Origin of the sequence: Streptomyces sp. NPDC006326 (genome assembly GCF_040612915.1) — a bacterium.
Taxonomy (GTDB): domain Bacteria; phylum Actinomycetota; class Actinomycetes; order Streptomycetales; family Streptomycetaceae; genus Streptomyces.
In genome coordinates, this window is record NZ_JBEXRC010000056.1 from 1 (window position 1) to 25789 (window position 25789).

A 25789-nucleotide genomic window follows, 5' to 3' on the forward strand; every position below is an offset into this window, starting at 1 on the left:
ACGTCACGCCCCGGGCGACGACGAGCGCGAAGAGCGCGTAGAACTTCAGCTCGGCGAACAGGGTCCAGTAGGCGTCGTCGAGGTCGGGGATCCCGGGCGGGCGGTTACAGGCTGTCGAGGAAGGCGAGCGCCGCCTTCCAGGCCTGCTCCGCGGCCTGCGCGTCGTAGTCGTCCAGGTCCGGGTCGGTGAACAGGTGCCCGGCACCCGGGTAGCGGTGCACCTCCACGTCGGCGCCCGCCCGCTGCATCCGCAGGTACCAGGCGGTCAGCCAGTCGTGCGGCTCGAACGGGTCGGGGTCCGCGACGTGCAGCTGGACCGGCAGTTCGTCCACCGCGGCGTCCTCGTCGAGGTCCGCCGTCCCGTGCAGGAGCAGCAGCCCGCGCGCCTTCTCGTCGGCCAGGGCCAGGTGCTGGGCGACGGAACCGCCGAAGGAGAAGCCCGCGTAGACCAGGCCCTGGTCCGAGTACGGGGCGGAGGCCAGCACCGCACGCCTGAGCAGTTCGTCGCGGCCGATCTCGTCCCGGTGCGCCATGCCCTCCTCGACGGTGTCGAAGGTGCGTCCCTCGAAGAGGTCCGGCACCTGCACCTGGTGCCCGGCCGCGCGCAGCCGGTCGGCCGCCGCGTGCACCGCGGGCCGCAGCCCGTACGTCGAATGGAAGAGCATGATGTTCATCCCACCATCGTGCCAGTTTTCGCAGGCGGCTTCCGGTTACGTTGAAGTGCATGGACACAGAGACCTTTCTGCGCCCGACCGCCGTCATCGGCGGCTCCCTCCTGGTCACCCTCTTCCTGGGGTGGCTGCTCGACGTGCTGCTGCGCCGCGCCGATGCCCGGCACCACGAGACCCCGCTGTGGGGGCAGCTGCGCCACTGCCGCCTGCCCTTCCAGGTGGTCCTGTGCACGACACTCCTGAGAGGCTCGTACCGCGAGGCCCGGATCCTGCCGGAGCACGCGTTCGCGGTGGGCCGGGTGCTGACGCTCGTCCTGATCGCCTCGGCGGCCTGGCTGCTGGTGCGCATCGCGACGGCGATAGTCGACTCCTCGTACGCCCGCTACGCCGCCGGGAGCTCCAACGACGACCGGGTGCGCCGGGTGCGCACCCAGGTCACGCTGATCCAGCGGGTGGTCACGGCGGTGGTCGTGGTGGTCGCGGTCGCCGCCATGCTGCTCACCTTCCCGCAGATGCGCACGGTCGGTACCTCGATGCTGGCCTCGGCCGGCGTGCTCGGCATCGTGGCGGGCATCGCCGCCCAGTCCTCGCTGGGCAATCTCTTCGCCGGACTGCAGATCGCCTTCGGCGACACCGTGCGCATCGGCGACACCGTGGTCGTCGACGGCGAGTGGGGCACCGTCGAGGACATCACCCTGACCTTCCTGGTGGTCCTCACCTGGGACGAGCGCCGGATCACAATGCCTGTGTCGTATTTCACAGGAAAGCCGTACGAAAACTGGTCCCGCGGCGGCGCCCAGATGACGGGAACGGTCTTCTGGCACCTGGACCACAGCGCGCCCCTGGACCTGATGCGGGAGCAGTTCCAGCGCATCCTGAAGGAGATCCCGGAATGGGACGGCCGGGCCGGCGGCCTGGCGGTCACCGACACCACCCCGCACACGATCCAGGTCCGAGCGGTCGTGACGGCGAAGGACGCCTCCGACGTGTGGACGGTCCGCTGCGAGGTCCGCGAACGCCTGCTGAACTGGCTGGTGGACCACCATCCGTACGCCCTGCCCCGGATCGCCACCTCCCCCGCGCTCCCGTCCCCCCGGCCCCGGCGCTCCGGCCCCGCCGACTGGTGAGGCGTCCCTGCCGGGCGGCCCGCGCCGCCCGGCAGGGTACGGGTACCGCTACGCCCCGCGCAGGCTGCGGACGTCCAGGTGGCGCAGCACCCGGTCCACGATCTCCGGGTCCGCTCCCGGCTCGCTCCGGGCGGCCAGCACCTCGTGCCGGGCCGCCGACATCATCTCCCGCTGGATCCGCTGGACCTCCCGGATCCGCTCCACCCGCTTCGCGTACGCCTCCCGGCGTTCCTCGTCCACCATCTCCGGGCTGATGCGGGCGCCCACGTCGTACGCCCGCCGGTACAGCTGCTCCACCAGGTCCGGCGGCAGGTCCTCCGCGACCTCGATCTCCTTCAGGCGCCGCTTCGCGGCCTGCGCCGCGCGGATCGCCAGCTGCCGCTCCGTCTCCCGCTCCGCGTCGACGTCGGGCTCCACCCCCAGCCGGCGCACCAGCGCCGGCAGCGTGAGCCCCTGGCACACCAGCGTCACCATGATCACGGCGAAGGCGATGAAGACGATCTGGTCGCGCGCCGGGAACGGCGCCCCGCCCTCCACCTTCAGCGGGATCGCCAGCGCCAGCGCCACCGAGGCCACCCCGCGCATCCCGGCCCACCACATGACCACGCTCTCCCGCCAGCTCAGCGGGATCTCCTCGTCGTAGTCGCGCCGCTTGTGCAGCCGCTTGGCCAGCCAGCCGGCCGGGATCAGCCAGAGCAGCCGCACGCCGACCACCACCGCGGTGACCACCGCCGCCCAGCCGGCCATCTCCCACTCCCGGCCGCGCGCGACCCCGAACACGTGGTGCAGTTCCAGCCCGATCAGCCCGAACGCCACGCCCGTGACCAGCGTGTCGACGACCTCCCAGAAGGTGTGGCCGGCCAGCCGCCCCAGGACGTCGTCGGCGTCGGTCGCGTACTCCGCGAGGAACAGGGCCGTCGTCAGCACGGCCAGCACCCCCGAGCCATGGAACTCCTCGGCCAGCACGTACGCCACGAACGGCACCAGCAGGGTCAGCCCGATCTGCAGCGTGGCGTCGTCGAGCCGCCCCATCAGCGCATTGGCGGCCCACCCCAGGCCCAGGCCGACGGCCACCGCGACGACCGCCGAGAGGACGAAGTCCCCGAGCGCGTCGGGCCAGGAGAAGCTGCCGCTGACGGCGGCGGCGATGGCCACGTGGTAGAGCACGATGGCGGTGACGTCGTTGAACAGGCCCTCGCCCTCCAGGATGGAGACCATCCGGCGGGGCAGTCCGAGCGATCCGGCGACCGCGGTGGCCGCGACGGGGTCGGGCGGTGCCACGAGCGCCCCGAGGGCGACGGCGGCGGCGAGCGGCAGACCGGGCACGACGGCGTGCGCCACGGCGGCGACGGCCGCGGTCGTGACGAACACGAGGGCGACGGCCAGCAGGAAGATCGGCCGGACGTTGGCGGCGAACTGCCGCCAGGAGGTGCGCTGCGCCGAGGCGTACAGCAGCGGCGGCAGCACCAGCGGCAGGATGTACTCGGGCGGGATGTCGACGTTCGGCACGACCGGCAGCAGCGCGAGCGCCACCCCGCCGAGGGTCATCAGCACGGGCGCGGGCAGCCGGAGCCGGTCCCCGAGCGGAACGGTGACCACGGCGCCGAGCAGCAGCACGAACAACAGGGCAAGCTGATCCACTCCTCCACCCTGCCAGTCCGCTGCGCCCGGCCGGTGAGGGGGGAAGGCGTGTCGGCGCCGACGCGACCCGCCCCCGGCGGCTACGGCAGGGTGCGGCGCATGGAGCGGTGGGGGATGCCGGCCTCTTCGAACTCCGGGCCGTAGGCCACGTAGCCGAGCCGCTCGTAGAAGCCCAGGGCGTGCGTCTGCGCGCCCAGGTCGACCGCGGTCAGGCCCAGCCGGGCCGCCTCCGCCTCGATCGCCCGTACCAGGGCCACGCCGACGCCCAGCCCGCGGGCGGACTTGAGCACGGCCAGCCGGCCGAGCGCGCCGACGCCCTCGGCCCCGGTCTTGGCCAGGGCCACGCTGCCGTGCAGCAGCCGGCCGGCGCCGAGCGGCTCCCCGTCCGGCCCGACGGCCAGCACGTGCACCGCGTCCGCGTCGTACGCGTCGTACTCGATCGACTCCGGCACGGACTGCTCGACCACGAACACCTCCCGCCGCACCGCGAAGCAGAGCTCCCGGTCCTCCCGGGAGGTGGCGACGCGGGTCTCGAAGCGGGGACGGCCTGCGGCGGCGGGGCTCACTCGCTCTCGGCCCGGATCACGTCCAGCGCGTGCTGGAGGTCCGCCGGGTAGCTGCTCTCGAACTCCACCCACTGGCCGTCCGCCGGGTGCTCGAAGCCGAGCCGCACCGCGTGCAGCCACTGCCGGGTCAGGCCCAGCCGCTTCGCGACGGTCGGGTCGGCGCCGTAGGTCAGGTCGCCGACGCAGGGGTGGCGGTGCGCGGACATGTGCACGCGGATCTGGTGCGTACGCCCCGTCTCCAGCTTGATGTCCAGCAGGGACGCGGCGCGGAACGCCTCGATCAGGTCGTAGTGGGTGACCGACGGCTTGCCGTCCTGCGTCACGGCCCACTTGTAGTCCGCGCTGGGGTGCCGCCCGATCGGCGCGTCGATCGTGCCGCTCATCGGGTCGGGGTGGCCCTGCACCAGGGCGTGGTAGCGCTTGTCCACGACGCGCTCGCGGAACTGGTTCTTCAGCGAGGTGTACGCGCGCTCGGACTTCGCGACGGCCATCAGGCCCGACGTGCCGACGTCGAGGCGGTGCACGATGCCCTGGCGCTCGGCGGCACCGGAGGTGGAGATCCGGTAGCCGGCGGCGGCGAGCCCGCCGATGACGGTGGTGCCGGTCCAGCCCGGGCTCGGGTGGGCGGCGACGCCGACCGGCTTCATGATGACCACGACGTCGTCGTCGTCGTGGATGATCTCCATGCCCGGCACCGGCTCGGCGACGACCTCGACCGCGCGCGGCGGGGCGGGCATCTCGACTTCGAGCCAGGCGCCGCCGTGCACCCGCTCGGACTTCCCGACGACGCTGCCGTCGACCGACACCTTCCCCGCGGCCGCGAGCTCGGCCGCCTTCGTCCGGGAAAATCCGAACATGCGGGCGATGGCGGCGTCGACGCGCTCGCCTTCGAGGCCATCGGGAACGGGCAGGGTGCGGATCTCGGGAATCGTACTCACCCGTCGAGTATGCCGGACTCCGCTGCGGGGCCTTCCCGCGATCGGCCGTCGGCCGGCCGGGAACCGGCCGCCGGGTCAGTCCTTGTGGACGGTGCCGTCCGGGTCCAGGCCCCGGAACGACAGCAGGACGATCAGGATGCCGCCGCACACGATCGCCGAGTCCGCGAGGTTGAACACGGCGAAGTGGGCGGGCGCGATGAAGTCGACGACGGCTCCCCGGAACACCCCGGGCGACCGGAAGATCCGGTCGGTCAGGTTGCCGAGCGCGCCACCGAGCAGCAGGCCGAGCGCGATGGCCCAGGGCAGGCTGTAGAGCTTCCTGGCGAGGCGGACGATCACCACGATCACGGTGGCCGCGATGCAGGTGAAGATGATCGTGAAGGCCTCGCCGAAGCCGAAGGCCGCGCCCGGGTTGCGGATCGCCTCGAACTTGAGCAGATCGCCGATGATCCGGATCGGCGGCTGGTGCTCCAGCCTCGCGACGACCAGCATCTTGCTGCCGAGGTCGAGCAGGTAGGCGAGCACCGCCACCACGAGCAGCGCCACGATCCGCCGACGGCCCGTGGGCCCGGCGGACTCGGGCTGGGCGTCGTCCCCGACCTCCGGCGTACCGATGATGCGCTCCGCCTCTGTCACGTGAGTCCCTCGAACTAGCTCGAACCAGGTTTCCGGCGGCAACGGCACCGCCTGCCAGGCTCCTGGACCCTGACGAGACACGAGAGTACGTCAGGGCCCCCGCGGACCGCCGCCCGGCCCGGTCCGCGACCTGCCCTCCCGGCGGCTAGTGCCGGCGCTCCTGCTTCTGCTTGCAGTCGACGCAGAGGGTGGCCCGGGGGAAGGCCTGCATCCTGGCCTTGCCGATGGGCTGCCCGCAGTTCTCGCAGAGCCCGTACGTGCCGGTCGCCAGGCGCTCCAGGGCGCGTTCCGTCTGTTCCAGCATTTCGCGGGCGTTCGCGGCGAGGGCCAGCTCGGACTCGCGGGTGATGTTCTTGGTGCCGGTGTCGGCCTGGTCGTCCCCGGCGCCGTCGCCCGAGTCCCGCATCAGCCCCGAGATCGCCAGCTCGGAGGCCTCCAGCTCGTTGCGCAGCCGCAGTACCTCCTGACTCAGCTCGGTACGGGCCTCCGCGACCTCCTCAGGGGTCCACGGATCCTCACCGGGCCGTACGGCGAGCTCGCCGGGCTCGGTGGCCACCGCGGTGACCCGCGCCTTCGGCAGCCCGCTGGTGGCGGCCGCAGCCGTCTTCCTGGCCGTGCCGGTGCTCTTCTTGGCAACCACTTTCCGGGCTCCCGTCTGTTGCGCGGCCTGCGCCGCCCCCTCGGCCCCGGCCGCCTTGGCCGTGGCCTCCTTCGCGGTCGACGTCTCGACGGCGGCCGCCTCCTTGGCGTCCCCCGACTTCGCGGTCGTCTTCCGGCCAGCCGCCGACCGGGCGGCGGCTGTCTCCACGGGCGCCTTCCTGGCCGCCGTCTCCTTGGCGGGCGCCTTCCTGCCCGCCTCGTCCTGTACGGACGCCTTCTCGCCCGCCGCCGTCTCGGCGGACACCGCCACCTCGGCCGCAGCCTTCCTGGCGGACGCCTTCTTCCCGGGCGGAGCCTTCCCGGCCGCAGCCCTCTTGCCGGCCGCGCCCTGCCCGCCCGTGGCCCTCTCGGCGGCCACCGCCGGCTCGGCCGCAGCCTTGCCGACGGACGCCTTCTTCCCGGGCGCAGCCTTCTTGGCGGCCACGGCATCGCCGGCCGCGCCGCGCCCGGCCGAAGCCTTCTCCGCGGGCGCCGCCTTTTTGCGGGGCACCTCCTTCGCAGCCGCAGCCTGCTTGCCGGACGCCTTCGTACCGGGCGCAGCCTTCCCGCCCGGCGCCTTCTTGCCGGCCGCGGCACCGTCGGCCGCGCCGTGCCCGGCCGTGGCCTTCTCCGCGGCCACCGCCGGCTCGGCCGCAGCCTTGCCGGCCGACGCCTTCACCGCGGGCGCCGCCTTTTTGCGGGGCACCTCCTTCGCAGCCGCAGCCTGCTTGCCGGACGCCTTCTTGCCGGCCACGGCATCGCCGGCCGCGGCCTTCTTCGCAGACACCGGCTTGACCGCAGCCTTCCCGGCCGACACCTTCTTCGCGGGCGCAGCCTTCTTGGCGGCCACCGCCTCCTTGCCCGCGGCCTTCTTCTCCGCCGTCGTCGCGATCACCGACTTCTTCGCAGGCGCCTTCGTGACCGCTTCCTTCCCGGCGGGCCCCGCCTTCTCGGCCGCCGCCTTCTTCGCGGGCCGGGCCGTCGCCTCCTTCGCCCGGACGGAGTCCTCGGCCGCCGCCTTCTTCACCGGGACGGAGTCCTTGGCCTTCCTCACCGGGACGGAGTTCTTCCCCGGGCCCTTCTTCCCCACGGCGGCAGCGCCGTGGGCGGTACTCCCGGCGGTCTTGTTCGCCACCATGGCCGCGGCCCCTTCACATACTGTGATCTTGCTCGCGAATCGTGCCGGAACGATAAATCGGCTCCAGCCCCGCGGCAACGGGGCACGCATCCGGCGAGGCCAACCTGCATCCGTTGTGCCCAGCGGAGAGCCCGGTAATCCGCCACTCCCGTCACACCAGCGCCAAGAGCGACATATCAGAGCATTCGGGCCATACCGCCGCCCCGTCCCCGCCTCCCCCGCCCGCCGTAAACCGGTCTGCCGAGCTCGCCCCCGCCCCGTACACTGGGCCCAGCGAAAGGCATGGATGGGGACGAGTAGCGTCGGACGCAGCCAGGAGCGACCCGGGGACGGTGAGAGCCCGGGGGCGAGCGCGATGTGAAGGATCACCCCGGAGCCGCCGGAAGAAAGCCGTCACGACGGCCAGTAGAACCGGCTTCGCACCCCAATGAGGGGGCCACCGGCGCTGTCCGGCGGCCAAGGAGGGTGGTACCGCGGGAGCAGCAGACGGCTCTCGTCCCTCCGGACGGAAGTGACACCCCGCCGGAGGAAGAGTTCAGCCTCATGACCACACCGCCGCAGTACCGCCCGGTACCCGCCCAGGTCGACCTGCCTGCCCTTGAGCACGCCGTCCTCGACTTCTGGCGCGAGAGCAAGACCTTCGCGAAGACGCTGGAGCAGTCCGAGGGCCGCCCCGAGTGGGTCTTCTACGAGGGCCCGCCCACCGCGAACGGCATGCCCGGCGCCCACCACATCGAGGCCCGCGTCTTCAAGGACGTCTTCCCCCGCTTCCGGACCATGCGCGGCTACCACGTCGCCCGCAAGGCCGGCTGGGACTGCCACGGCCTGCCCGTCGAGCTCGCCGTCGAGAAGGAGCTCGGCTTCAACGGCAAGCAGGACATCGAGGCGTACGGCATCGCCGAGTTCAACGCCAAGTGCCGCGAGTCCGTCACCCGCCACACCGACGCGTTCACCGAGCTCACGACCCGGATGGGCTACTGGGTCGACCTGGACGACGCGTACCGGACCATGGACCCCGAGTACGTCGAGTCCGTCTGGTGGTCGCTGAAGGAGATCTTCAACAAGGGCCTGCTGGTCCAGGACCACCGCGTCGCCCCCTGGTGCCCCCGCTGCGGCACCGGCCTGTCCGACCACGAGCTGGCCCAGGGCTACGAGACGGTCGTCGACCCCTCCGTCTACGTCCGCTTCCCGCTGACCTCCGGTCCGCTCGCCGGCCAGGCCGCCCTGCTCGTCTGGACGACGACCCCCTGGACCCTGGTCTCGAACACCGCCGTCGCCGCCCACCCGGACGTCACCTACGTCGTGGCCACCAACGGCGAGGAGAAGCTGGTCGTCGCCCAGCCGCTGCTGGAGAAGGCCCTCGGCGAGGGCTGGGAGGCCACCGGCGAGTCCTTCACCGGCAAGGAGATGGAGCGCTGGACCTACCAGCGCCCCTTCGAGCTGGTCGACTTCCCCGCCCCCGCCCACTACGTCGTGAACGCCGAGTACGTCACGACCGAGGACGGCACCGGTCTGGTCCACCAGTCCCCCGCCTTCGGCGCCGACGACCTCGCGGTCTGCCGTGCGTACGGCCTGCCGGTCGTGAACCCGGTCCGTCCCGACGGCACCTTCGAGGAGGAGGTCCCGCTCGTCGGCGGCGTCTTCTTCAAGAAGGCCGACGAGAAGCTGACCGCCGACCTCGACGCGCGCGGCCTGCTCTTCAAGCACATCGCCTACGAGCACAGCTACCCGCACTGCTGGCGCTGCCACACCGCCCTGCTCTACTACGCGCAGCCGTCCTGGTACATCCGCACCACCGCCGTCAAGGACGCGATGCTGCGGGAGAACGAGAAGACGAACTGGTTCCCGGAGTCGGTCAAGCAGGGCCGCTTCGGCGACTGGCTGAACAACAACATCGACTGGGCGCTGTCCCGCAACCGCTACTGGGGCACCCCGCTGCCGATCTGGCGCTGCGAGGAGGACCACCTCACCTGCGTCGGCTCGCGCGCGGAGCTGACCGAGCTGTCCGGCACCGACCAGTCCGCCCTGGACCCGCACCGCCCCTACATCGACGACGTCACCTTCACCTGCACGCACGAGGGCTGCTCCCTGACCGCCGTGCGCGTGCCGGAGGTCATCGACGCCTGGTACGACTCGGGGTCGATGCCGTTCGCGCAGTGGGGCTACCCGTACAAGAACAAGGAGATCTTCGAGAAGCGCTACCCGGCGCAGTTCATCTCGGAGGCGATCGACCAGACCCGCGGCTGGTTCTACACGCTGATGGCCGTCGGCACGCTGGTGTTCGACAAGTCCTCGTACGAGAACGTGGTCTGCCTGGGCCACATCCTCGCCGAGGACGGCCGCAAGATGTCCAAGCACCTGGGCAACATCCTCCAGCCGATCCCGCTCATGGACCAGCACGGCGCGGACGCGGTCCGCTGGTTCATGGCCGCCGGCGGCTCCCCGTGGGCGGCGCGGCGCGTCGGCCACGGCACGATCCAGGAGGTCGTCCGCAAGACCCTCCTCACGTACTGGAACACGGTCGCCTTCCAGGCGCTGTACGCCCGCACGTCGAACTGGGCGCCGTCCGCCGCCGACCCGGCCCCGGCCGAGCGCACCGTGCTGGACCGCTGGCTGCTCTCGGAGCTGCACGCGCTGACCGCCGAGGTCACCGAGGCGATGGAGTCGTACGACACCCAGCGCGCCGGCAAGCTCCTGTCCTCCTTCGTGGACGACCTGTCCAACTGGTACGTCCGCCGCTCGCGCCGCCGCTTCTGGCAGGGCGACGCGGCCGCGCTGCGGACGCTGCACGAGGTGGTCGAGACGGTCACCCGCCTGATGGCGCCGCTGACCCCCTTCATCACGGAGCGGGTCTGGCAGGACATGATCGTCCCGGTCACGCCGGACGCCCCCGAGTCGGTGCACCTCTCGTCCTGGCCGGAGCCGGACGCGTCCGCGGTCGACCCGGTGCTGTCCCAGCAGATGCAGCTGGTGCGCCGCCTGGTCGAGCTGGGCCGGGCCACGCGTGCGGAGTCCGGGGTCAAGACCCGCCAGCCGCTGTCGCGGGCCCTGGTCGGCGCGGCCGGTTTCGACGCCCTGTCGGCGGAGCTCCAGGCGCAGATCACCGAGGAGCTGAACGTGTCCTCGCTGGCCTCGCTGTCCGAGGTGGGCGGGTCCCTGGTGGACACCACGGCCAAGGCCAACTTCCGGGCGCTGGGCAAGCGCTTCGGCAAGGGCGTGCAGGACGTGGCGAAGGCGGTGGCCGCGGCCGACGCGGCGGCGCTGTCGCTGGCGCTGCGGGCCGGCACCGCGGTGGTCCCGGTGAACGGGGAGGAGGTCACCCTCACCCCGGAGGAGGTCATCATCACGGAGACCCCGCGCGAGGGCTGGTCCGTGGCCTCGGACTCGGGCGCCACGGTCGCCCTGGACCTGGAGATCACTCCGGAGCTGCGGCTGGCGGGCCTGGCCCGTGACGCGATCCGGCTGATCCAGGAGGCGCGGAAGAACTCCGGGCTGGACGTCGCGGACCGCATCGCCCTGCGGTGGTCCTCGTCGGACCCGGAGGTCGTGACGGCCCTGACGGACCACGCGGCGCTGATCGCGGACGAGGTCCTGGCCACGGACTTCGCGTCGGGCGACGCGGACTCCACGTACGGTGACCCGTTCACGGACGAGTCCCTGGGCCTGACCTTCCGCCTCCGCAAGGCGTAGCCCCTCCGCCCCTGTGGCCCGGCCCCGCTCCACGGGGTCCGGGCCACAGCTGTTCTCGCTTCCGCCGCCCAGCCACGCCGGCGTTTGAGGCGCGGGGGTCCGGGGGCGGAGCCCCCGGGAACGCGGCCGGGGCGGAGCCCCGGTTTCGGGAAGGGGCGGGGCGGGGAGAGGCCCGCGCAGCGGCACCCGCACCCGCCGTACGCCGTACGCAAACGGGCCGGGCCCGGTGCCCCCGAAGGGGAACCGGGCCCGGCCCGTGACTGCTGCCGACCGCCGTGAGGCGAGGCGCGGCCTAGTTGTCGTCCTCGTCGATCAGGAAGCCCCGCATCGGCGACGGCGCCTGCATCGGCTGCGGCGCGGCCGGCCGCACCGGAGCCATCGGCTGGGTCATCGCGGGAGACATCTGCTGCTGACCACCGTACGAGGGTCCGCCCATCGGGGAGGGACCGCCCATGGGCGACGGACCGCCCATCGGGGACGGGCCGCCCATGGAGTGACCCATCGCACCGGCCGGAGCCATCGAGGGCGACGGCGACGCCGGCAGCGCGGGACCGGCCGGGTTGCGCGGCGGGGCCAGCGAGTCGTCCGCCTGGGTCTCCAGCTGGCGCAGCTGCGACTCCAGGTAGGACTTCAGACGCGTGCGGTACTCACGCTCGAAGCCCCGCAGGTCCTCGACCTTGCGCTCCAGCGTGGCGCGGGCGGACTCCAGCGACCCCATGGCGACGCGGTGCTTCTCCTGCGCGTCCCGCTCCAGCGCGTCGGCCTTGGCGCGGGCGTCCCGCTCCAGGCCCTCGGCGCGGCTGCGGGCCTCGCCGACGATCTTGTTGGCCTCGGAGCGGGCCTCCGCGATCGCCTGGTCGGCGGTCTGCTGCGCCAGCGACAGGACGCGTGCGGCGCTGTCGCCACCGGGGCCCTGCTGCGGGAGCTGCGGCTGCTGCTGGTGCATCGGCTGACCCATGGGCTGCATCTGCTGGCCCGGGCCCATCTGCTGCATCTGCTGGCCCATGGGCTGCATCTGCTGTCCGAGCGGGTTCTGGCCGCCCATGGACTGCTGGCCCATCTGCTGCTGGCCGCCCATGGTGTGCATGGGGCCGCCCATCGGGCCCGGACCCTGCGGTCCGTGTCCGCCGGGGCCGGCCGGCAGCTGCGGCTGGCCGCCCGGCAGCTGGGGCGGACCCATCTGCGGCGGGCCCTGCTGCACCGGCGGGCCGGATATGGCCGCGGGCACGGGGGCGCCGGGGCCGCGCTGGTCCTGGGGCTCGGGCTTGCGCATGCCCTGCTGCTGCTGGTTCTGCGCGGCGGCACGCGTGGCGGCGGCCAGCTTGGCGCGCAGGTCCTCGTTCTCGCGCAGCAGGCGCGTCAGTTCGGACTCGACCTCGTCGAGGAAGGCATCGACCTCGTCCTCGTCATAGCCTTCTCGGAGGCGGACGGTCGTGAACTGCTTGTTCCGCACGTCCTCGGGAGTCAGCGGCATGTCTTCTTCACCTCTACGTAGTCGTCGGCAGTCGGCAAGACCGTATCGGGACTGTCCCCGCGCGCGCGGAGAAGCTCATCGTTCACACGCTTCTCGCAGCGGTGCTCACGAAACTGATGAGGATGTAAACGATGATCATCAGAACGAAGAAGGACAGGTCGAGTGCCACGCCCCCGAGACGCAACGGCGGGATGAAGCGCCGGAGAAGCTTCAGCGGTGGATCGGTCACAGTGTAGGTGGCCTCCAGTACGACCACCATCGCCTTGCCGGGTGTCCATGAACGTGCGAACTGAAAGACGTAGTCCATGACCAGCCGGAAGATCAGCACGATAAGGAAGCACATCAGAGCGATGTAGACCACCTCTAGTGCGACGCCCATCCCGCGCTTCCCTCTCCCCTGCTCTCGCTCATTTCCCGGTCCCCCGTCTGACGGATCGGTCTAGCTTTGGTTGAAGAACCCGCCCTCCGCGATGCGGGCCTTGTCCTCCGCCGTGACATCGACGTTAGCAGGCGACAGCAGGAACACCTTCTGTGTCACGCGTTCAATGCTGCCGTGCAGGCCGAAGACGAGGCCGGCGGCGAAGTCGACGAGACGCTTCGCATCCGTGTCGTCCATCTCCGTGAGATTCATGATCACCGGAGTGCCCTCACGGAAGTGTTCCCCGATGGTACGGGCCTCGTTGTAGGTCCGGGGGTGCAGCGTCGTGATGCGGTACGGCTCCCGCTCGGAGACGACCTTGGGCATGATCACGGGGGCGTTCTTCTCCAGGTTCGAGCGTTCGGGTGTGATGGATGCCACGGGGGCAATTCGCGCGGGACGTCCGTTTTCCACGGGCAAGGGGATGGGATCCCGTTGCGCGGGAGGCTGGGCGACTCGCACCGGTTCGTCCGTTACGGGCGTTTGGTGTACGGGCTGGCGGCTCCGGCGGTCCCGCTCCGGCTCCGGCTCGGGTTCGAACTCGTCATCGGGGTCGTACCCCGGGTTGTCGTACCGGTCGTCCTCCACGAGGCCGAGGTAGACCGCCATCTTGCGCATCGCGCCGGCCATTCTCTGAGTCCTCCGCTCTGTGGTGGATCGCCCTGTCGCAGGTGTGTCGCTGTGTCACCAAAGTCACCAACTGCCCGCGATCCACGTGGTCTGTCCGCCCATCAGCGGGAATGACCATATTTTCTGCTGTGGTCCGACTTTTCTTCGCGACGTTACCCGAGCCGGGGTCTCGCGCCGAGTACCGCAGTGCCGACGCGTACATGTGTCGCACCGGCCGCAACGGCCTGTTCCAGGTCTGCGCTCATCCCGGCCGACACCATCGTGGCAGCCGGATGAGCCTCGCGCAGGCTGGATGACAATTCCATCAACCGCTCGAAAGCGGCCTGTTCGCGACCCGCGTACGGTCCGGCCAGCGGTGCGACGGTCATCACGCCGTCGATCCGCAGTCCGGGCGCCCCGGCCACGAGGTCAGCGAGTCCGGCGAGCTGCTCGGGGGCGGCTCCGCCCCGGGTCCCGCGCTCCCCCGACTCGGCGTCGAGGGCGATCTGCACGAGGCAGCCCAGTTCCCGCTCCTGCTGCACCGCCGCCGCCGAGAGGGCGGTGACGAGCCGGGGCCGGTCGACGGACTGCACCACATGCGCGTATCCGGCCACGGAACGGACTTTGTTCGTCTGCAACTGGCCGACGAAGTGCCAGGTGAGCGGCAGATCCGCGCAGGCCGCGGCCTTGGGGGCCGCATCCTGGTCCCGATTCTCCGCAACATGGCGGACCCCCAGGTCCGCCAGCAGTCGTACGTCGCTCGCCGGATAGGTCTTGGTGACCACGATGAGCTGCACCTCGTCCCGCCCGCGCCCCGCGGCGGCGCAGGCGGACGCGATGCGTTCCTCCACCCGCGCCAGGTTCTGCGCGAGCTCCGACTTACGATCCGTCATTCCTCAGTCCAACCAGACATATCCGGCGAGCCGCCCGGTCACCCGGTCGCGGCGGTACGAGTAGTGGTCCCGCGACTCCAGTGTGCAGACCGCCGAACGGTGCCGGTTCACCACCCCCGCCTCCGCGAGCTGGGCGTGCACCCCGGCCACCACGTCGACCGCCGGTGTTCCCCAACTGGTCTCGGCGCGGGCCGCCGGAACCACCTCGGCGACGGCGTCCCGCATCTGCGCCGGCACCTCGTAGCAGCGCCCGCAGACCGCGGGTCCCGTACGGGCGGTGATCCGGCCGGGTTCGGCGCCGAGGGAGACCATCGCCTCCACCGCGGCGGGCACCACTCCGGCGACCAGTCCGGGCCGCCCGGCGTGGGCGGCGGCCGCGACCCCCGCCACGGGGTCGGCCAGCAGGACCGGGGTGCAGTCGGCGGTGAGCACCGCGAGGGCCAGCCCCCGCCGGGCGGTCACCACGGCGTCCACCGACGGGATCGCGGCCTCGCTCCCCCAGGGACCGGAGACCACCGCCACGTCCTTGCCGTGGACCTGGTTCATCCAGACCACCTGGTCCGGGTCGATGCCCAGGGCCTTCGCCGCGATCGCCCGGTTCGCGCGGACGGCGGCGGGGTCGTCGCCGACCGCGCCGCCGAGATTGAGCTCCTCGTACGGAACGGCGCTCACCCCGCCCCACCGGTCGGTGAAGGCGAAGTGGGCGCCGCTCTCGATGTGCTGCCCCAGCGTCACTTCAAGAAGTCCGGGACGTCCAGTTCCTCGGCCGGGCTGTCCTGGTAGGGCCGGGCCGTCGGGACCTGGGCGGGCGCCGGGGCCGCGGCCTCGGCGGGAGCCGTTTCGACCGGGGCCGGCGGGTCCTCGCGCGGGGTGACCGTACCCAGGCCGCCGAAGGCGGGGCGGACCGGCTCGGCGGCGCGGACCGGGGTGGGGGCCGGCTCCTCGCGCTTGCTGGACGCGGCGCCGATGACGTTGTCCCGGCGGGCCGGGGGCTGTCCGCCGTCGAACCCGGCGGCGATGACGGTGACGCGCACCTCGTCGCCGAGCGCGTCGTCGATGACGGCACCGAAGATGATGTTCGCCTCGGGGTGCGCGGCCTCGCTGACCAGCTGCGCGGCCTCGTTGATCTCGAAGAGGCCGAGGTCCGAGCCACCGGAGATGGAGAGCAGCACGCCACGGGCGCCGTCGATGGACGCCTCCAGCAGCGGCGAGGAGATCGCCATCTCGGCGGCGGCCACCGCGCGGTCGTCGCCGCGGGCCGAGCCGATGCCCATGAGGGCCGAGCCGGCCTCGGACATCACGGACTTCACGTCGGCGAAGTCGAGGTTGATCAGACCCGGGGTGGTGATGAGGTCGGTGATGCCCTGCACGCCGGAGAGCAGGACCTGGTCGGCCGACTTGAAGGCGTCGAGCACGCTGACCTGGCGGTCCGAGATGGACAGCAGCCGGTCGTTGGGGATGACGATGAGGGTGTCGACCTCTTCGCGGAGTTCGGCGATGCCGTCCTCCGCCTGGTTCGCGCGGCGCCGGCCCTCGAAGGTGAACGGGCGGGTGACCACACCGATCGTCAGGGCGCCCAGCGAGCGGGCGATGTTGGCGACGACGGGCGCGCCGCCGGTGCCGGTGCCGCCGCCCTCGCCGGCGGTGACGAAGACCATGTCGGCCCCCTTGAGGACCTCCTCGATCTCCTCGCGGTGGTCCTCTGCCGCCTTGCGACCGACGGCCGGGTTCGCTCCGGCGCCGAGGCCCCGGGTGAGTTCACGGCCGACGTCGAGCTTGACGTCGGCGTCGCTCATCAACAGGGCCTGGGCGTCCGTGTTGATGGCGATGAACTCGACACCCTTGAGACCGACCTCGATCATTCGGTTGATGGCATTGACACCACCGCCGCCGACACCGATGACCTTGATGACTGCGAGGTAGTTCTGCGGTGCTGCCACGTCGAAGGCCTCTCGCCTCGATTACGTGTCGCCGCCTCGCGGGCCTGCGTTGCGACGACTGATGCCGAAATGTGGGACGGTCCGAACGCGCCGACCCGAACCCTAACCCTGAAGTTTAGGGTTAAGTGTGTGTCTGTTCCCTGGACTCTTCCGAACAGGACACTAAGTCGACAAGTAGCGCGTGTTCAACGAACACGCCGAACCTCCCGTTTTTCTTTTCACCCTATGTGATCACCCATATCGGTGGCCAACCAGGGTGCGTCGCCGTTCGAGCCGACGTCAACTCCCGGACACCGCAGGGGCGGTGGGGACGCTCACGTCAAAGTGGTCAGCCTTGGGCGCCGCTTTCAGCAGGGCGGTCAGCGCGCGGCCCTTGGCCTCGCCCTGTTCGCCGCTGCCCCACATCACCGTGCGGCCGCGGGTCAACTCCAGTACGACCGAGTCGTACGAGCCCACCGTGACCTGCGCCGTCTCCCTGGCCACGGCCTCGGGGAGGTCGCCGGCGACGCCCACCGCCTCGCGCAGCAGCCGCTGCTCGTCGAAGCGGCGGCCGCTCGGCGACTGTGCCGCCGTCAATTCCAGGACCGGAACGCCCCCGGGTGCTTTCGCAACCGTGTCGAATCGCACACCCGAAGCGTCCACTTCCACGAAGTTGGCGCCCTTTTTGATGAGCAGGACGGGTTTGCGCTCCGTCACCTTCAGCCCGATTCCGTGCGGCCAGGCCCGCACCACGTCGACCGAGTCGACCCGGGGCAGCCTGCCGCGGACCCGGCTCTCGATCTCGTCGGTGTCCACGCTCACCATCGGGGCTCCGACGGGCACGGCAGCGGCGGCCAGCACCTGCGCGGGGGTGAGGACCCGCGTTCCGCTGGCGGTCACCTTCTCGACCCGGAGCCAGGAGGAGCCGTAGAGCGCCCAGGTCCCGCCCGCCACGAGGAGGACCGCCGCGATGAGCGGGAGCAGCACCGGGCCCCGGCACACACGCCTGAGGAAGCGCCGTGTGCCGGGGCCCGGCAGGCCGGATGTCCGCGCCGCCCGGGGCTTCTTGGGGGACTTGGGGGACGTCGCGGGGCCGGAGCCCTGGCCGGGGCCGGCGGGCCGGTCGGACCCGTCGGAACCCCGGCTCCCGCGCGGTGCGGTCTTCGCTCCGGCCACTCCTGTGCCTCCTGCGCTAGCGGTTCCTGTGGGCGGCGATCGCCTCGTACACCATCGCGACCAGCAGCTCGTCGGCGTCCCGTCGGCCGAACTCGGCGGCGGCGCGGGACATCTCGTACAGGCGGTGCGGGTCGGCGAGGACCGGCAGGACCTGGCCGAGCACCCAGTCGGGCGTCAGTTCCGCGTCGTCGACGAGCAGGCCGCCGCCGGCCTTGACCACCGGCTGGGCGTTGAGCCGCTGTTCGCCGTTGCCGATCGGCAGCGGGACGTACGCGGCGGGCAGCCCGACGGCGGAGAGTTCGGCGACGGTCATCGCGCCCGCCCGGCACAGCATCATGTCGGCGGCGGCGTACGCGAGATCCATCCGGTCCACGTACGGTACCGGCACATAGGGCGGCATCCCGGGCATGTTGTCGACACGCGGCAGTTCGTTCTTCGGGCCGACCGCGTGCAGGATCTGGATCCCGGAGCGCTGGAGGGTCGGCGCGACCGCCTGGATGGTCTCGTTGAGGCGGCGGGCGCCCTGCGAGCCGCCGGAGACCAGCAGCGTCGGCAGGTTGGGGTCCAGGCCGAAGGCGGCGCGCGCCTCCGGGCGGGCCGCGGACCGGTCCAGGGTGGAGATGCTGCGGCGCAGCGGGATGCCCACGTAGCGGGCCCCGCGCAGCTTGCTGTCGGGGGTGGAGACCGCGACGGCGTGCGCGTACCGGGAGCCGATCTTGTTGGCCAGTCCGGGCCGGGCGTTGGCCTCGTGGACGATGATCGGCACGCCGAGCCGCTTGGCGGCGAGGTAGCCGGGCAGCGCCACGTAGCCGCCGAAGCCGACCACGCAGTCGGCCTTGGTGCGCTCCAGGATCTCCTCGGCGGCCTTGATGGTGCCGCGCAGCCGTCCGGGGACGGTGATGAGCTCGGGGGTGGGCTTGCGGGGCAGCGGAACGGCGGGGATCAGCCCCAGTTCATAGCCGCGCTCGGGCACCAGGCGGGTTTCGAGCCCGCGCTCCGTGCCGAGGGCGGTGATGCCCACGGAAGGGTCCTGCCTGCGCAGGGCGTCCGCGAGGGCGAGCGCCGGCTCGATGTGGCCGGCGGTCCCCCCACCGGCGAGTACGACATGCACCGAAATTCACCGCTCTCCGGACGGACGCCTCTTGACGCGCCGTCTCATCGACTTCCATCTCTGCCCGGTCCGCTTCCAGCCGGTCTTCGGCTGGCGCATCGCGAGCGCCGCGCGCGCGGCCGGCTCCTCCCGCGCGAAGGCGATGAGCAGTCCGACCGCGAACATGGTCGGCAGCAGCGCGGAACCTCCGTACGAGAACAGCGGGAGCGGGACACCGGCGATCGGCAGCAGGCCGAGCACCGCACCGATGTTGATCACGGCCTGGGCCGTGATCCAGGTGGTCACGCCTCCCGCGGCATAGCGTACGAAGGAGTCCTCCGTGCGTCCGGCCACGCGGATACCCGCATAGCCTAGAGCCGCGAACAGGGCGAGTACCGACAGCGTCCCCGCCAGACCCAGTTCCTCCCCGGTGATGGCGAAGATGAAGTCGGTGTGGGCTTCGGGCAGTTGCCCCCATTTTTCCACACTGGCACCCAAACCGGAACCGAACCATCCGCCCGATGCGAGAGCGTAGATTCCGTGGACGGCCTGCCAGCACAGGTCGTTCTTGCCCGGATCCGTCGCGCCGATGCAGGCGAGCCGGTCCATCCGGTGCGGGCTCGTCTTGATCAGCAGGGCGACGACCACGCCGGCTGCGGCCAGCACCCCCACGAACATCCGCGTCGGGGCGCCCGCCAGCCACAGCAGCCCGAACAGGATGGCCCCGAGGATCATCGCGGTGCCCATGTCGCCGCCCAGCATGATCAGCCCGAGCAGTACGAAGGCCACGGGGACCAGCGGCACCAGCAGGTGCTTCCACTGGCTCAGCAGGCCCTTGCCGCCCTTGCGGGCCAGCAGGTCGGCCCCCCACAGGATCAGGGCCAGTTTGCCGAACTCGCTGGGCTGCAGCATGAACGGACCGCCCAGGGAGATCCAGTTCTGGTTGCCGTTGATCGCGACTCCTATCCCGGGGACCTGGACCAGGACCATCAGGAACAGGGTTCCGGCGAGCACGGGGTAGGAGAGCGCCCGGTGGAGCTTGACCGGCATCCGCGAGGCGACCAGCAGCAGCCCCGTACCGATCAGGGCGGCCACGAACTGCTTCTTGAAGAAGTACGCGTCTCCCAGGCCCAGCTGGAGGGCTTTGATCATCGAAGCCGAGTAGACCATCACCAGCCCGAGCACGGTGATGAGCAGGGAGCTGCCGAAAATCAGGTAATACGCGGTGAGGGGGCGGTCCCAGGCCCTGCGCAGCTGCCGCTGCGTCCGCCGCACCCGGTCCAGCGGCCCGCGCCCGGACGGCCTCTTCAGGCCGGGCACGGGCCGCCGCCGGCCCTGCGGCCGGACGGCGCGGACCGCGCCGGCGGCCCTGGCCGCCTTCGCGGGCTTCGCTGGCTTCGCGGTCTTCACGGCGGACGGCCGCCGCCCCGGGAGCACTTGCTTGGCCGGCATGTGTGACCTTCCCCTCCACTCGTACGAGGCGAGCAGCCCGCGGGCCGGTCGGGGAGGAACCTCCTGCCGGACCTAGGCCTTTCCGGCGGCCAGTTCGCGCACCGCGTCGGCGAATGCGTCCCCGCGCTCGTTGTAGTTCGCGAACATGTCCATCGAGGCACAGGCCGGTGCCAGCAGGACCGTGTCGCCGGGCTCGGCGAGCCGGGCCGCTTCCCGGACCGCTGCGAGCATCGCCCCAGTGTCGGTCCGGTCGAGGTCGGTGACCGGGACCTCGGGGGCGTGTCGCGCCAGCGCCTCGGCGATCAGCGCCCGGTCGGCGCCGATCAGGACCACCGCGCGCAGCCGCTTCGCGGACTTCTGCACGAGCTCGTCGAAGGTCGCTCCCTTGGCGAGGCCGCCGGCGATCCACACGACGGGCTCGAAGGCGGCGAGGGAGGCCTCGGCGGCGTGGGTGTTGGTGGCCTTGGAGTCGTCGACGTAACGGACCCCGGCGACCTCGTCCACGAAGGCGACGCGGTGGGCGTCGGGCCGGAAGTCGCGCAGTCCGTCGCGGACCGCGCGCGGCGGGACGCCGAAGGCCCGGGCCAGCGCGGCCGCGGCGAGCGCGTTCGCGATGTTGTGCGGGGCCGGCGGGTTGACGTCGGAGACCTCGGCGAGCTCCTGGGCGTTCTTCTGCCGGTTCTCCACGAAGGCCCGGTCGACGAGGATGCCGTCGACGACGCCGACCATGGAGGGCCCGGGGGCGCCGAGGGTGAAGCCGATCGCCCGGCAGCCCTCCTCGACGTCGGCGTCCTCGACCAGCTTCTCGGTGGCGGGGTCGGCCACGTTGTACACGCAGGCCACCGTGTTGCCCTCGTAGATCCGGCCCTTGTCGGCGGCGTAGGCCTCCATCGAGCCGTGCCAGTCGAGGTGGTCGGGCGCCAGGTTGAGGACGGCCGCGGAGTGGGCGCGCACCGACGGCGCCCAGTGGAGCTGGTAGCTGGAGAGCTCCACGGCGAGTACGTCGTACCGCTCCTCGCCGAGCACCACGTCGATGATCGGGGTGCCGATGTTGCCGACCGCGGCGGTCTTCAGACCGGCCGCCCTCAGGATCGAGGCCAGCATCTGCGTGGTGGTGGTCTTGCCGTTGGTGCCGGTGATCGCGAGCCAGGGGGCCGCGTCCTCGCCCCGCAGCTGCCAGGCGATCTCGACGTCGCCCACGACGTCCACGCCGGCCGCGGCGGCGGCCGCGAACAGCGGGCTGTCGGGCTTCCAGCCCGGCGAGGTGACGACCAGGTCGGTGCCCTCGGGCAGGGTCTGCGCATCCCCGAGGCGTACGGAGATGCCCAGCGCGCCGAGCTCGGCGGCCCGTGCGCGGTGGCCCTCGCCGTCGCCGCCGTCCACGACGGTCACCGAAGCGCCGAGGCCGGCCAGGGCGCGGGCGGCGCTGATGCCGCTCACGCCGAGACCGGCGACGGTGATGTTCTTGCCCTGCCAGGAGGTCACTTGTCCGCTGCCCATCCCGCGTAGAAGAGTCCGAGACCAACGATGACGCACATGCCCTGGATGATCCAGAAGCGGACCACCACGAGGACTTCGGACCACCCCTTGAGTTCGAAGTGGTGCTGGAGCGGCGCCATCCGGAAGACGCGCTTGCCGGTCAGCTTGAAGGAGCCGACCTGGATGACGACCGACATGGTGATGAGGACGAACAGGCCGCCGAGGAGGGCGATCAGGAACTCCGTGCGGGAGCAGATCGCCAGGCCGGCGAGGGCGCCGCCGAGGGCCAGCGAGCCGGTGTCACCCATGAAGATCTTGGCGGGCGAGGTGTTCCACCACAGGAAGCCGAAGCAGGCGCCCATGAGGGCGGACGCGACGATCGCGAGGTCCAGCGGGTCGCGCACCTCGAAGCAGGCGTTGGGGTTGGTCAGGGTCTGCGCGTTGGCGCAGGACTCCTGGAACTGCCAGACGCCGATGAAGGTGTAGGCGCCGAAGACCATCACGGCGGCACCGGTGGCCAGACCGTCGAGGCCGTCGGTCAGGTTCACGCCGTTCGACATCGCGAGGATCATGAACAGCGCCCAGACCACGAACAGCACCGGGCCGATCGACCAGCCGAAGTCCGTGACGAACGACAGCTTGGTGGAGGCCGGGGCGTTGCCGCGGATGTCCTTGAACTGGAGCGCGAGCACCGCGAAGGCGATGCCGACGATCAGCTGCCCGGCCATCTTGGCCTTGGCCCGCAGACCGAGCGAGCGGCGCTTGACGATCTTGATGTAGTCGTCGAGGTAGCCGACGAGGCCCATGCCGGCCATCAGGAAGAGCACCAGCACGCCGGAGAACGTGGGCTGGCTGCCCGTGATCACCTTCGTCAGGGCGTACGCGATGAGCGTGGCCAGGATGAAGGAGATGCCGCCCATGGTGGGCGTGCCCTTCTTGCCGGCGTGGCCGCGCGGGCCGTCGTCGCGGATGAACTGGCCGTAGCCCTTGCGGGCCAGCAGCTTGATCAGCAGCGGAGTGCCGACCACGGTCAGGAACATGCCGATGACACCGGCGAAGAGGATCTGCCTCATCGGTCGGCGACCTCGCCTTCGAGCAGGGCCTGTGCGACCCGCTCCAGACCGGCCGACCTGGAAGCCTTCACCAGCACGACGTCCCCCGGGCGCAGTTCACTGCGCAACAGGTCGATCGCCGCCTGCGCGTCGGACACGACCACCGACTCCTCACCCCACGAACCCTCGTTATATGCGCCCAGTTGCAGCCAGGACGCTTCCCTGCCCCCGACTGCGACCAGCTTGCTCACGTTGAGCCGGACGACAAGCCGCCCCACCGCGTCGTGCTCGGCGAGCGAGTCGTCACCGAGCTCGGCCATGGGACCGAGCACCGCCCACGTGCGCCCCCCGCGTGCCTGGGCGGCACCGCCCATCGCGGCAAGTGCGCGCAGAGCGGCCCGCATGGACTCGGGATTCGCGTTGTAGGCGTCGTTGACGATCGTCACGCCGTCCGCGCGTTCGGTGACCTCCATCCGCCAGCGGGACAGCGTGCCCGCCCCGGAGAGCGCGGTGGCGATCTCCTGGGCGGACATGCCCAGCACATGGGCGACGGCGGCCGCGGCAAGCGCGTTCGACACGTGGTGCTCACCGTACAGCCGCAAGGTCACGTCGCTGCACCCGGTCGGTGTGTGGAGTGTGAAGGAGGGCTGTCCCTGGGGCGTCATCCGGACTTCCGTCGCCCGGACGTCGGCGTCCTCCGCCTCGCCGAACAGCACGGTGCGGGCCTTGGTGCGCGCCGACATGGCGCGGACGAGGGGGTCGTCGGCGTTGAGGACGGCGACGCCGCCCTCGGCCTCGGCCGGCAGGGCCTCGACCAGCTCGCCCTTGGCCAGGGCGATGGCCTCGCGGCCGCCGAACTCGCCGATGTGGGCGGTGCCGACGTTCAGCACCAGGCCGATGCGGGGCGGGGTGAGCCCGGTGAGGTAGCGGATGTGGCCGATGCCGCGGGCGCCCATCTCCAGCACCAGGTGCCGGGTCTCCTCGGTGGCGCGCAGCGTCGTGATCGGCAGTCCGATCTCGTTGTTGAGGTTCCCCGGCGTCCACACGGTCGGTGCGTGGTGCTGGAGGACCTGGGCGATGAGGTCCTTGGTGGAGGTCTTTCCGGCCGAGCCGGTCAGCGCCACCACGTCGGTGCCGATACGGGCGACGACGGCGCCGGCCAGCGCTCCCAGCGCGGCGACGACATCGGGGACGACGACGGCCGGCACGCCCACCGGTCGGGTGGCCAGGACGGCGACGGCGCCCGCGGCGACCGCGCGCTCGGCGAAGTCGTGGCCGTCGACCCGTTCGCCGACGAAGGCGGCGAACAGGCTGCCGGCCTCCACCTCGCGGGAGTCGAACACGACGGGGCCGGTGACCCGGACGGACGGATCCGGTATGCCGGTCAGCTGCCCGCCGGTGATGTCGGCGATCTCGGCGAGCGAGAGGGGGATCACTTAGTTCACCTCGGCCTGTCGGGCGTGCGCTTGCGGGTCGCGGGGCCGGGCGGCCTCGATCGCCGCGCGGAGCACCGCGCGGTCGTCGAAGGGCCGTACGACGCCCGCGGTGTCCTGGCCCTGCTCGTGGCCCTTGCCCGCCACCAGCACGGTGTCGCCGGGCTCGGCGCGCGCGACGGCGGCGGCGATGGCCGCGGCCCGGTCGGCGTCGACGAGGACGGTGCCCCGCTCGGCGGGCGGTACGGACACGGCCCCCTCGAACATCGCGGCGAGGATTGCCAGGGGGTCCTCGGAGCGCGGGTTGTCGGAGGTCAGGACGGCGGTGTCGGCGAAGCGGGCGGCGGCGGCGCCCATCGGGCCGCGCTTGGTGGTGTCGCGGTCGCCGCCGCAGCCGAGCACGATGTGGAGCTTGCCGGTGGTGACTTCGCGCAGGGCGCGCAGCACCGATTCGACGGCGTCGGTCTTGTGCGCGTAGTCGACGACGGCGAGGTACGGCTGGCCCGCGTCGACCCGTTCCAGCCGGCCGGGCACCCCGGGGACCGCGGCGACCCCGTCGGCGGCGGTCTGCGGGTCGAGGCCGGCGGCGGCGAGGGTGGTGATCGCGGCGACGGTGTTGGCGACGTTGAACGGTCCCGGCAGCGGGGCCGTGGCCCGTACCCGCTCCCCGGCCGGGCCGACCACGGTCAGCGTGGAGTCCATGTGCCCGAACACGACGTCCTCGGCGCGCCAGTCGGCGGCCGGGTCGCCGGCGGCGGAGAAGGTGACGACCGGGATCGTCGCCTCCTTGGCGAGGCGGCGGCCGTACTCGTCGTCGATGTTGACCACCCCGAGGCGGGCGCGGCGCTCGGTGAAGAGCTGCGCCTTCGCCTGGAAGTAGTCCTCCATGTCCGAGTGGAACTCCATGTGTTCCGGGCTCAGGTTGTTGAAGACCGCGACGTCGAAGACGCAGCCGTCGACCCGGCCCAGCACCAGGGCGTGGCTGGAGACCTCCATGGCGAGGGCCTCGACGCCGCGTTCGCGCATGACCGCGAAGAGCGCCTGGAGGTCGGTGGCCTCGGGGGTGGTCCGCTCGGACTTGATGCGCTCGTCGCCGATGCGCATCTCGACGGTGCCGACGAGTCCGGTGCTGCGTCCGGCTCCGCGCAGGCCGCCCTCGACGAGGTACGCCGTGGTGGTCTTGCCGGAGGTGCCGGTGATGCCGATCTGGAGCAGGTCTTCGCCCGGGTGGCCGTAGATCTCGGCGGCGAGCTCCCCCATCCGGCCGCGCGGGTCGGCGACGGCGAGCACCGGCAGGCCGGTCGCCGCGGCGCGTTCGGCGCCGCTCGGGTCGGTCAGCACGGCGGCGGCGCCTTGCGCTGCGGCCTGGGCCGCGAAGTCGGCGCCGTGCAGCCGGGCCCCGGGCAGGGCCGCGTAGAGGTCGCCGGGGCGCACGGCGCGGGAGTCGTGCGTGATGCCGGTGATCTGCGGCAGCTCCGGCGCGTCCGGTGCGGGGACACCCAGCAGGGTGGCCAGCCCGGCGAGCGGGGTCGGGCGGACGGCCGTGGGCCGGGGCGCTCCCGGCGGCGCTGCCGGGGCGTCTTTCTGGGTGGTTCTGGGCTGATCAGCGTGGGGCACGGCGGTGAGCGTACCGGGCGCGGCGGGCCGGTCGCGAAGTGAGGGCCCGGCCGGGGAGCCGGTGGCGGACTGGTTCCCGGGTTCCGGGGTGATCGTTGTCACTGGTGGTGCCTCACGTGTTTCTGGCGGGC

The 25789-nt window shown here is 71.9% G+C and carries 21 protein-coding genes and 1 pseudogene; 2 read left to right on the forward strand and 20 right to left on the reverse strand.

Features of this window, described 5'->3' with window-relative positions:
* Positions 1 to 94 (reverse strand): annotated as a pseudogene (locus ABZ128_RS30970) (acyltransferase); the annotation flags it as partial.
* A 10-nt stretch (positions 95 to 104) separates the two neighbouring features.
* The gene (locus ABZ128_RS30975; protein ID WP_356852630.1) at positions 105 to 674 is read right to left on the reverse strand and encodes a dienelactone hydrolase family protein; all 570 of its coding nucleotides are present in this window, start codon (positions 672 to 674) and stop codon (positions 105 to 107) included.
* A 50-nt stretch (positions 675 to 724) separates the two neighbouring features.
* On the opposite strand from ABZ128_RS30975, the gene ABZ128_RS30980 reads away from it, so the two are divergent.
* Complete coding sequence (locus ABZ128_RS30980; RefSeq protein WP_356852631.1) at positions 725 to 1798, forward strand: mechanosensitive ion channel domain-containing protein; 1074 nt, start codon at positions 725 to 727, stop codon at positions 1796 to 1798.
* A 48-nt stretch (positions 1799 to 1846) separates the two neighbouring features.
* On the opposite strand, the gene ABZ128_RS30985 is transcribed toward ABZ128_RS30980, so the two are convergent.
* From ABZ128_RS30985 to ABZ128_RS31005, 5 genes are all read right to left on the reverse strand, one after another.
* A complete protein-coding gene (locus tag ABZ128_RS30985; RefSeq protein WP_356852633.1) occupies positions 1847 to 3439 on the reverse strand; it encodes a Na+/H+ antiporter in 1593 nt (530 codons plus the stop codon).
* An 80-nt stretch (positions 3440 to 3519) separates the two neighbouring features.
* A complete protein-coding gene (locus ABZ128_RS30990; protein ID WP_356852635.1) occupies positions 3520 to 4005 on the reverse strand; it encodes a GNAT family N-acetyltransferase in 486 nt (161 codons plus the stop codon).
* Entirely contained in the window at positions 4002 to 4943 is a 942-nt protein-coding gene (locus ABZ128_RS30995) for an RluA family pseudouridine synthase (RefSeq protein WP_356852637.1), read from the reverse strand. Before ABZ128_RS30995 ends, ABZ128_RS30990 begins: the two co-directional genes overlap by 4 nt.
* Before the next feature lie 75 nt (positions 4944 to 5018).
* Positions 5019 to 5561 (reverse strand): signal peptidase II, encoded by a 543-nt coding sequence (gene lspA, locus ABZ128_RS31000; RefSeq protein ID WP_356852695.1) that lies wholly within the window; start codon positions 5559 to 5561, stop codon positions 5019 to 5021.
* Between the two features lie 163 nt (positions 5562 to 5724).
* Positions 5725 to 7356, reverse strand: a complete 1632-nt coding sequence (locus ABZ128_RS31005; RefSeq protein ID WP_356852639.1) for a TraR/DksA family transcriptional regulator — start codon at positions 7354 to 7356, stop codon at positions 5725 to 5727.
* Between the two features lie 543 nt (positions 7357 to 7899).
* Between ABZ128_RS31005 and ileS the strand changes: the two genes are divergently transcribed.
* Positions 7900 to 11046, forward strand: a complete 3147-nt coding sequence (ileS, locus tag ABZ128_RS31010) for an isoleucine--tRNA ligase (RefSeq protein ID WP_356852641.1) — start codon at positions 7900 to 7902, stop codon at positions 11044 to 11046.
* Positions 11047 to 11338: 292 nt separating this feature from the next.
* On the opposite strand, the gene ABZ128_RS31015 is transcribed toward ileS, so the two are convergent.
* From ABZ128_RS31015 to ABZ128_RS31075, 13 genes are all read right to left on the reverse strand, one after another.
* Positions 11339 to 12520, reverse strand: coding sequence for a DivIVA domain-containing protein (locus tag ABZ128_RS31015; RefSeq protein ID WP_356852642.1), 1182 nt, complete (start codon positions 12518 to 12520; stop codon positions 11339 to 11341).
* An 82-nt stretch (positions 12521 to 12602) separates the two neighbouring features.
* Positions 12603 to 12899 carry a YggT family protein gene (locus tag ABZ128_RS31020; protein WP_356852644.1) on the reverse strand — a complete coding sequence of 99 codons (297 nt, stop codon included), beginning with the start codon at positions 12897 to 12899 and terminating at the stop codon, positions 12603 to 12605.
* A 60-nt stretch (positions 12900 to 12959) separates the two neighbouring features.
* Positions 12960 to 13568, reverse strand: coding sequence for a cell division protein SepF (gene sepF, locus ABZ128_RS31025; RefSeq protein WP_356852646.1), 609 nt, complete (start codon positions 13566 to 13568; stop codon positions 12960 to 12962).
* Positions 13569 to 13720: 152 nt separating this feature from the next.
* Entirely contained in the window at positions 13721 to 14440 is a 720-nt protein-coding gene (locus ABZ128_RS31030) for a YggS family pyridoxal phosphate-dependent enzyme (protein ID WP_356852647.1), read from the reverse strand.
* Positions 14441 to 14443: 3 nt separating this feature from the next.
* The gene (gene pgeF / locus ABZ128_RS31035; protein ID WP_356852649.1) at positions 14444 to 15175 is read right to left on the reverse strand and encodes a peptidoglycan editing factor PgeF; all 732 of its coding nucleotides are present in this window, start codon (positions 15173 to 15175) and stop codon (positions 14444 to 14446) included.
* Entirely contained in the window at positions 15172 to 16380 is a 1209-nt protein-coding gene (gene ftsZ, locus ABZ128_RS31040) for a cell division protein FtsZ (protein WP_356852651.1), read from the reverse strand. The genes pgeF and ftsZ overlap by 4 nt, the downstream gene beginning before the upstream one ends.
* A gap of 279 nt (positions 16381 to 16659) precedes the next feature.
* Positions 16660 to 17361 carry an FtsQ-type POTRA domain-containing protein gene (locus ABZ128_RS31045; protein WP_356852697.1) on the reverse strand — a complete coding sequence of 234 codons (702 nt, stop codon included), beginning with the start codon at positions 17359 to 17361 and terminating at the stop codon, positions 16660 to 16662.
* 190 nt (positions 17362 to 17551) lie between these two features.
* Entirely contained in the window at positions 17552 to 18646 is a 1095-nt protein-coding gene (murG, locus tag ABZ128_RS31050; RefSeq protein ID WP_356852652.1) for an undecaprenyldiphospho-muramoylpentapeptide beta-N-acetylglucosaminyltransferase, read from the reverse strand.
* A gap of 6 nt (positions 18647 to 18652) precedes the next feature.
* Positions 18653 to 20077 (reverse strand): putative lipid II flippase FtsW, encoded by a 1425-nt coding sequence (ftsW, locus tag ABZ128_RS31055; RefSeq protein WP_356852654.1) that lies wholly within the window; start codon positions 20075 to 20077, stop codon positions 18653 to 18655.
* Positions 20078 to 20149: 72 nt separating this feature from the next.
* Positions 20150 to 21577, reverse strand: a complete 1428-nt coding sequence (murD, locus tag ABZ128_RS31060) for a UDP-N-acetylmuramoyl-L-alanine--D-glutamate ligase (RefSeq protein ID WP_356852656.1) — start codon at positions 21575 to 21577, stop codon at positions 20150 to 20152.
* The gene (gene mraY / locus ABZ128_RS31065; protein ID WP_356852658.1) at positions 21559 to 22629 is read right to left on the reverse strand and encodes a phospho-N-acetylmuramoyl-pentapeptide-transferase; all 1071 of its coding nucleotides are present in this window, start codon (positions 22627 to 22629) and stop codon (positions 21559 to 21561) included. Before mraY ends, murD begins: the two co-directional genes overlap by 19 nt.
* Positions 22626 to 24044, reverse strand: a complete 1419-nt coding sequence (gene murF / locus ABZ128_RS31070; RefSeq protein ID WP_356852660.1) for a UDP-N-acetylmuramoyl-tripeptide--D-alanyl-D-alanine ligase — start codon at positions 24042 to 24044, stop codon at positions 22626 to 22628. Before murF ends, mraY begins: the two co-directional genes overlap by 4 nt.
* The gene (locus tag ABZ128_RS31075; RefSeq protein ID WP_356852662.1) at positions 24045 to 25760 is read right to left on the reverse strand and encodes a UDP-N-acetylmuramoyl-L-alanyl-D-glutamate--2,6-diaminopimelate ligase; all 1716 of its coding nucleotides are present in this window, start codon (positions 25758 to 25760) and stop codon (positions 24045 to 24047) included.
* Positions 25761 to 25789: the final 29 nt, after the last annotated feature.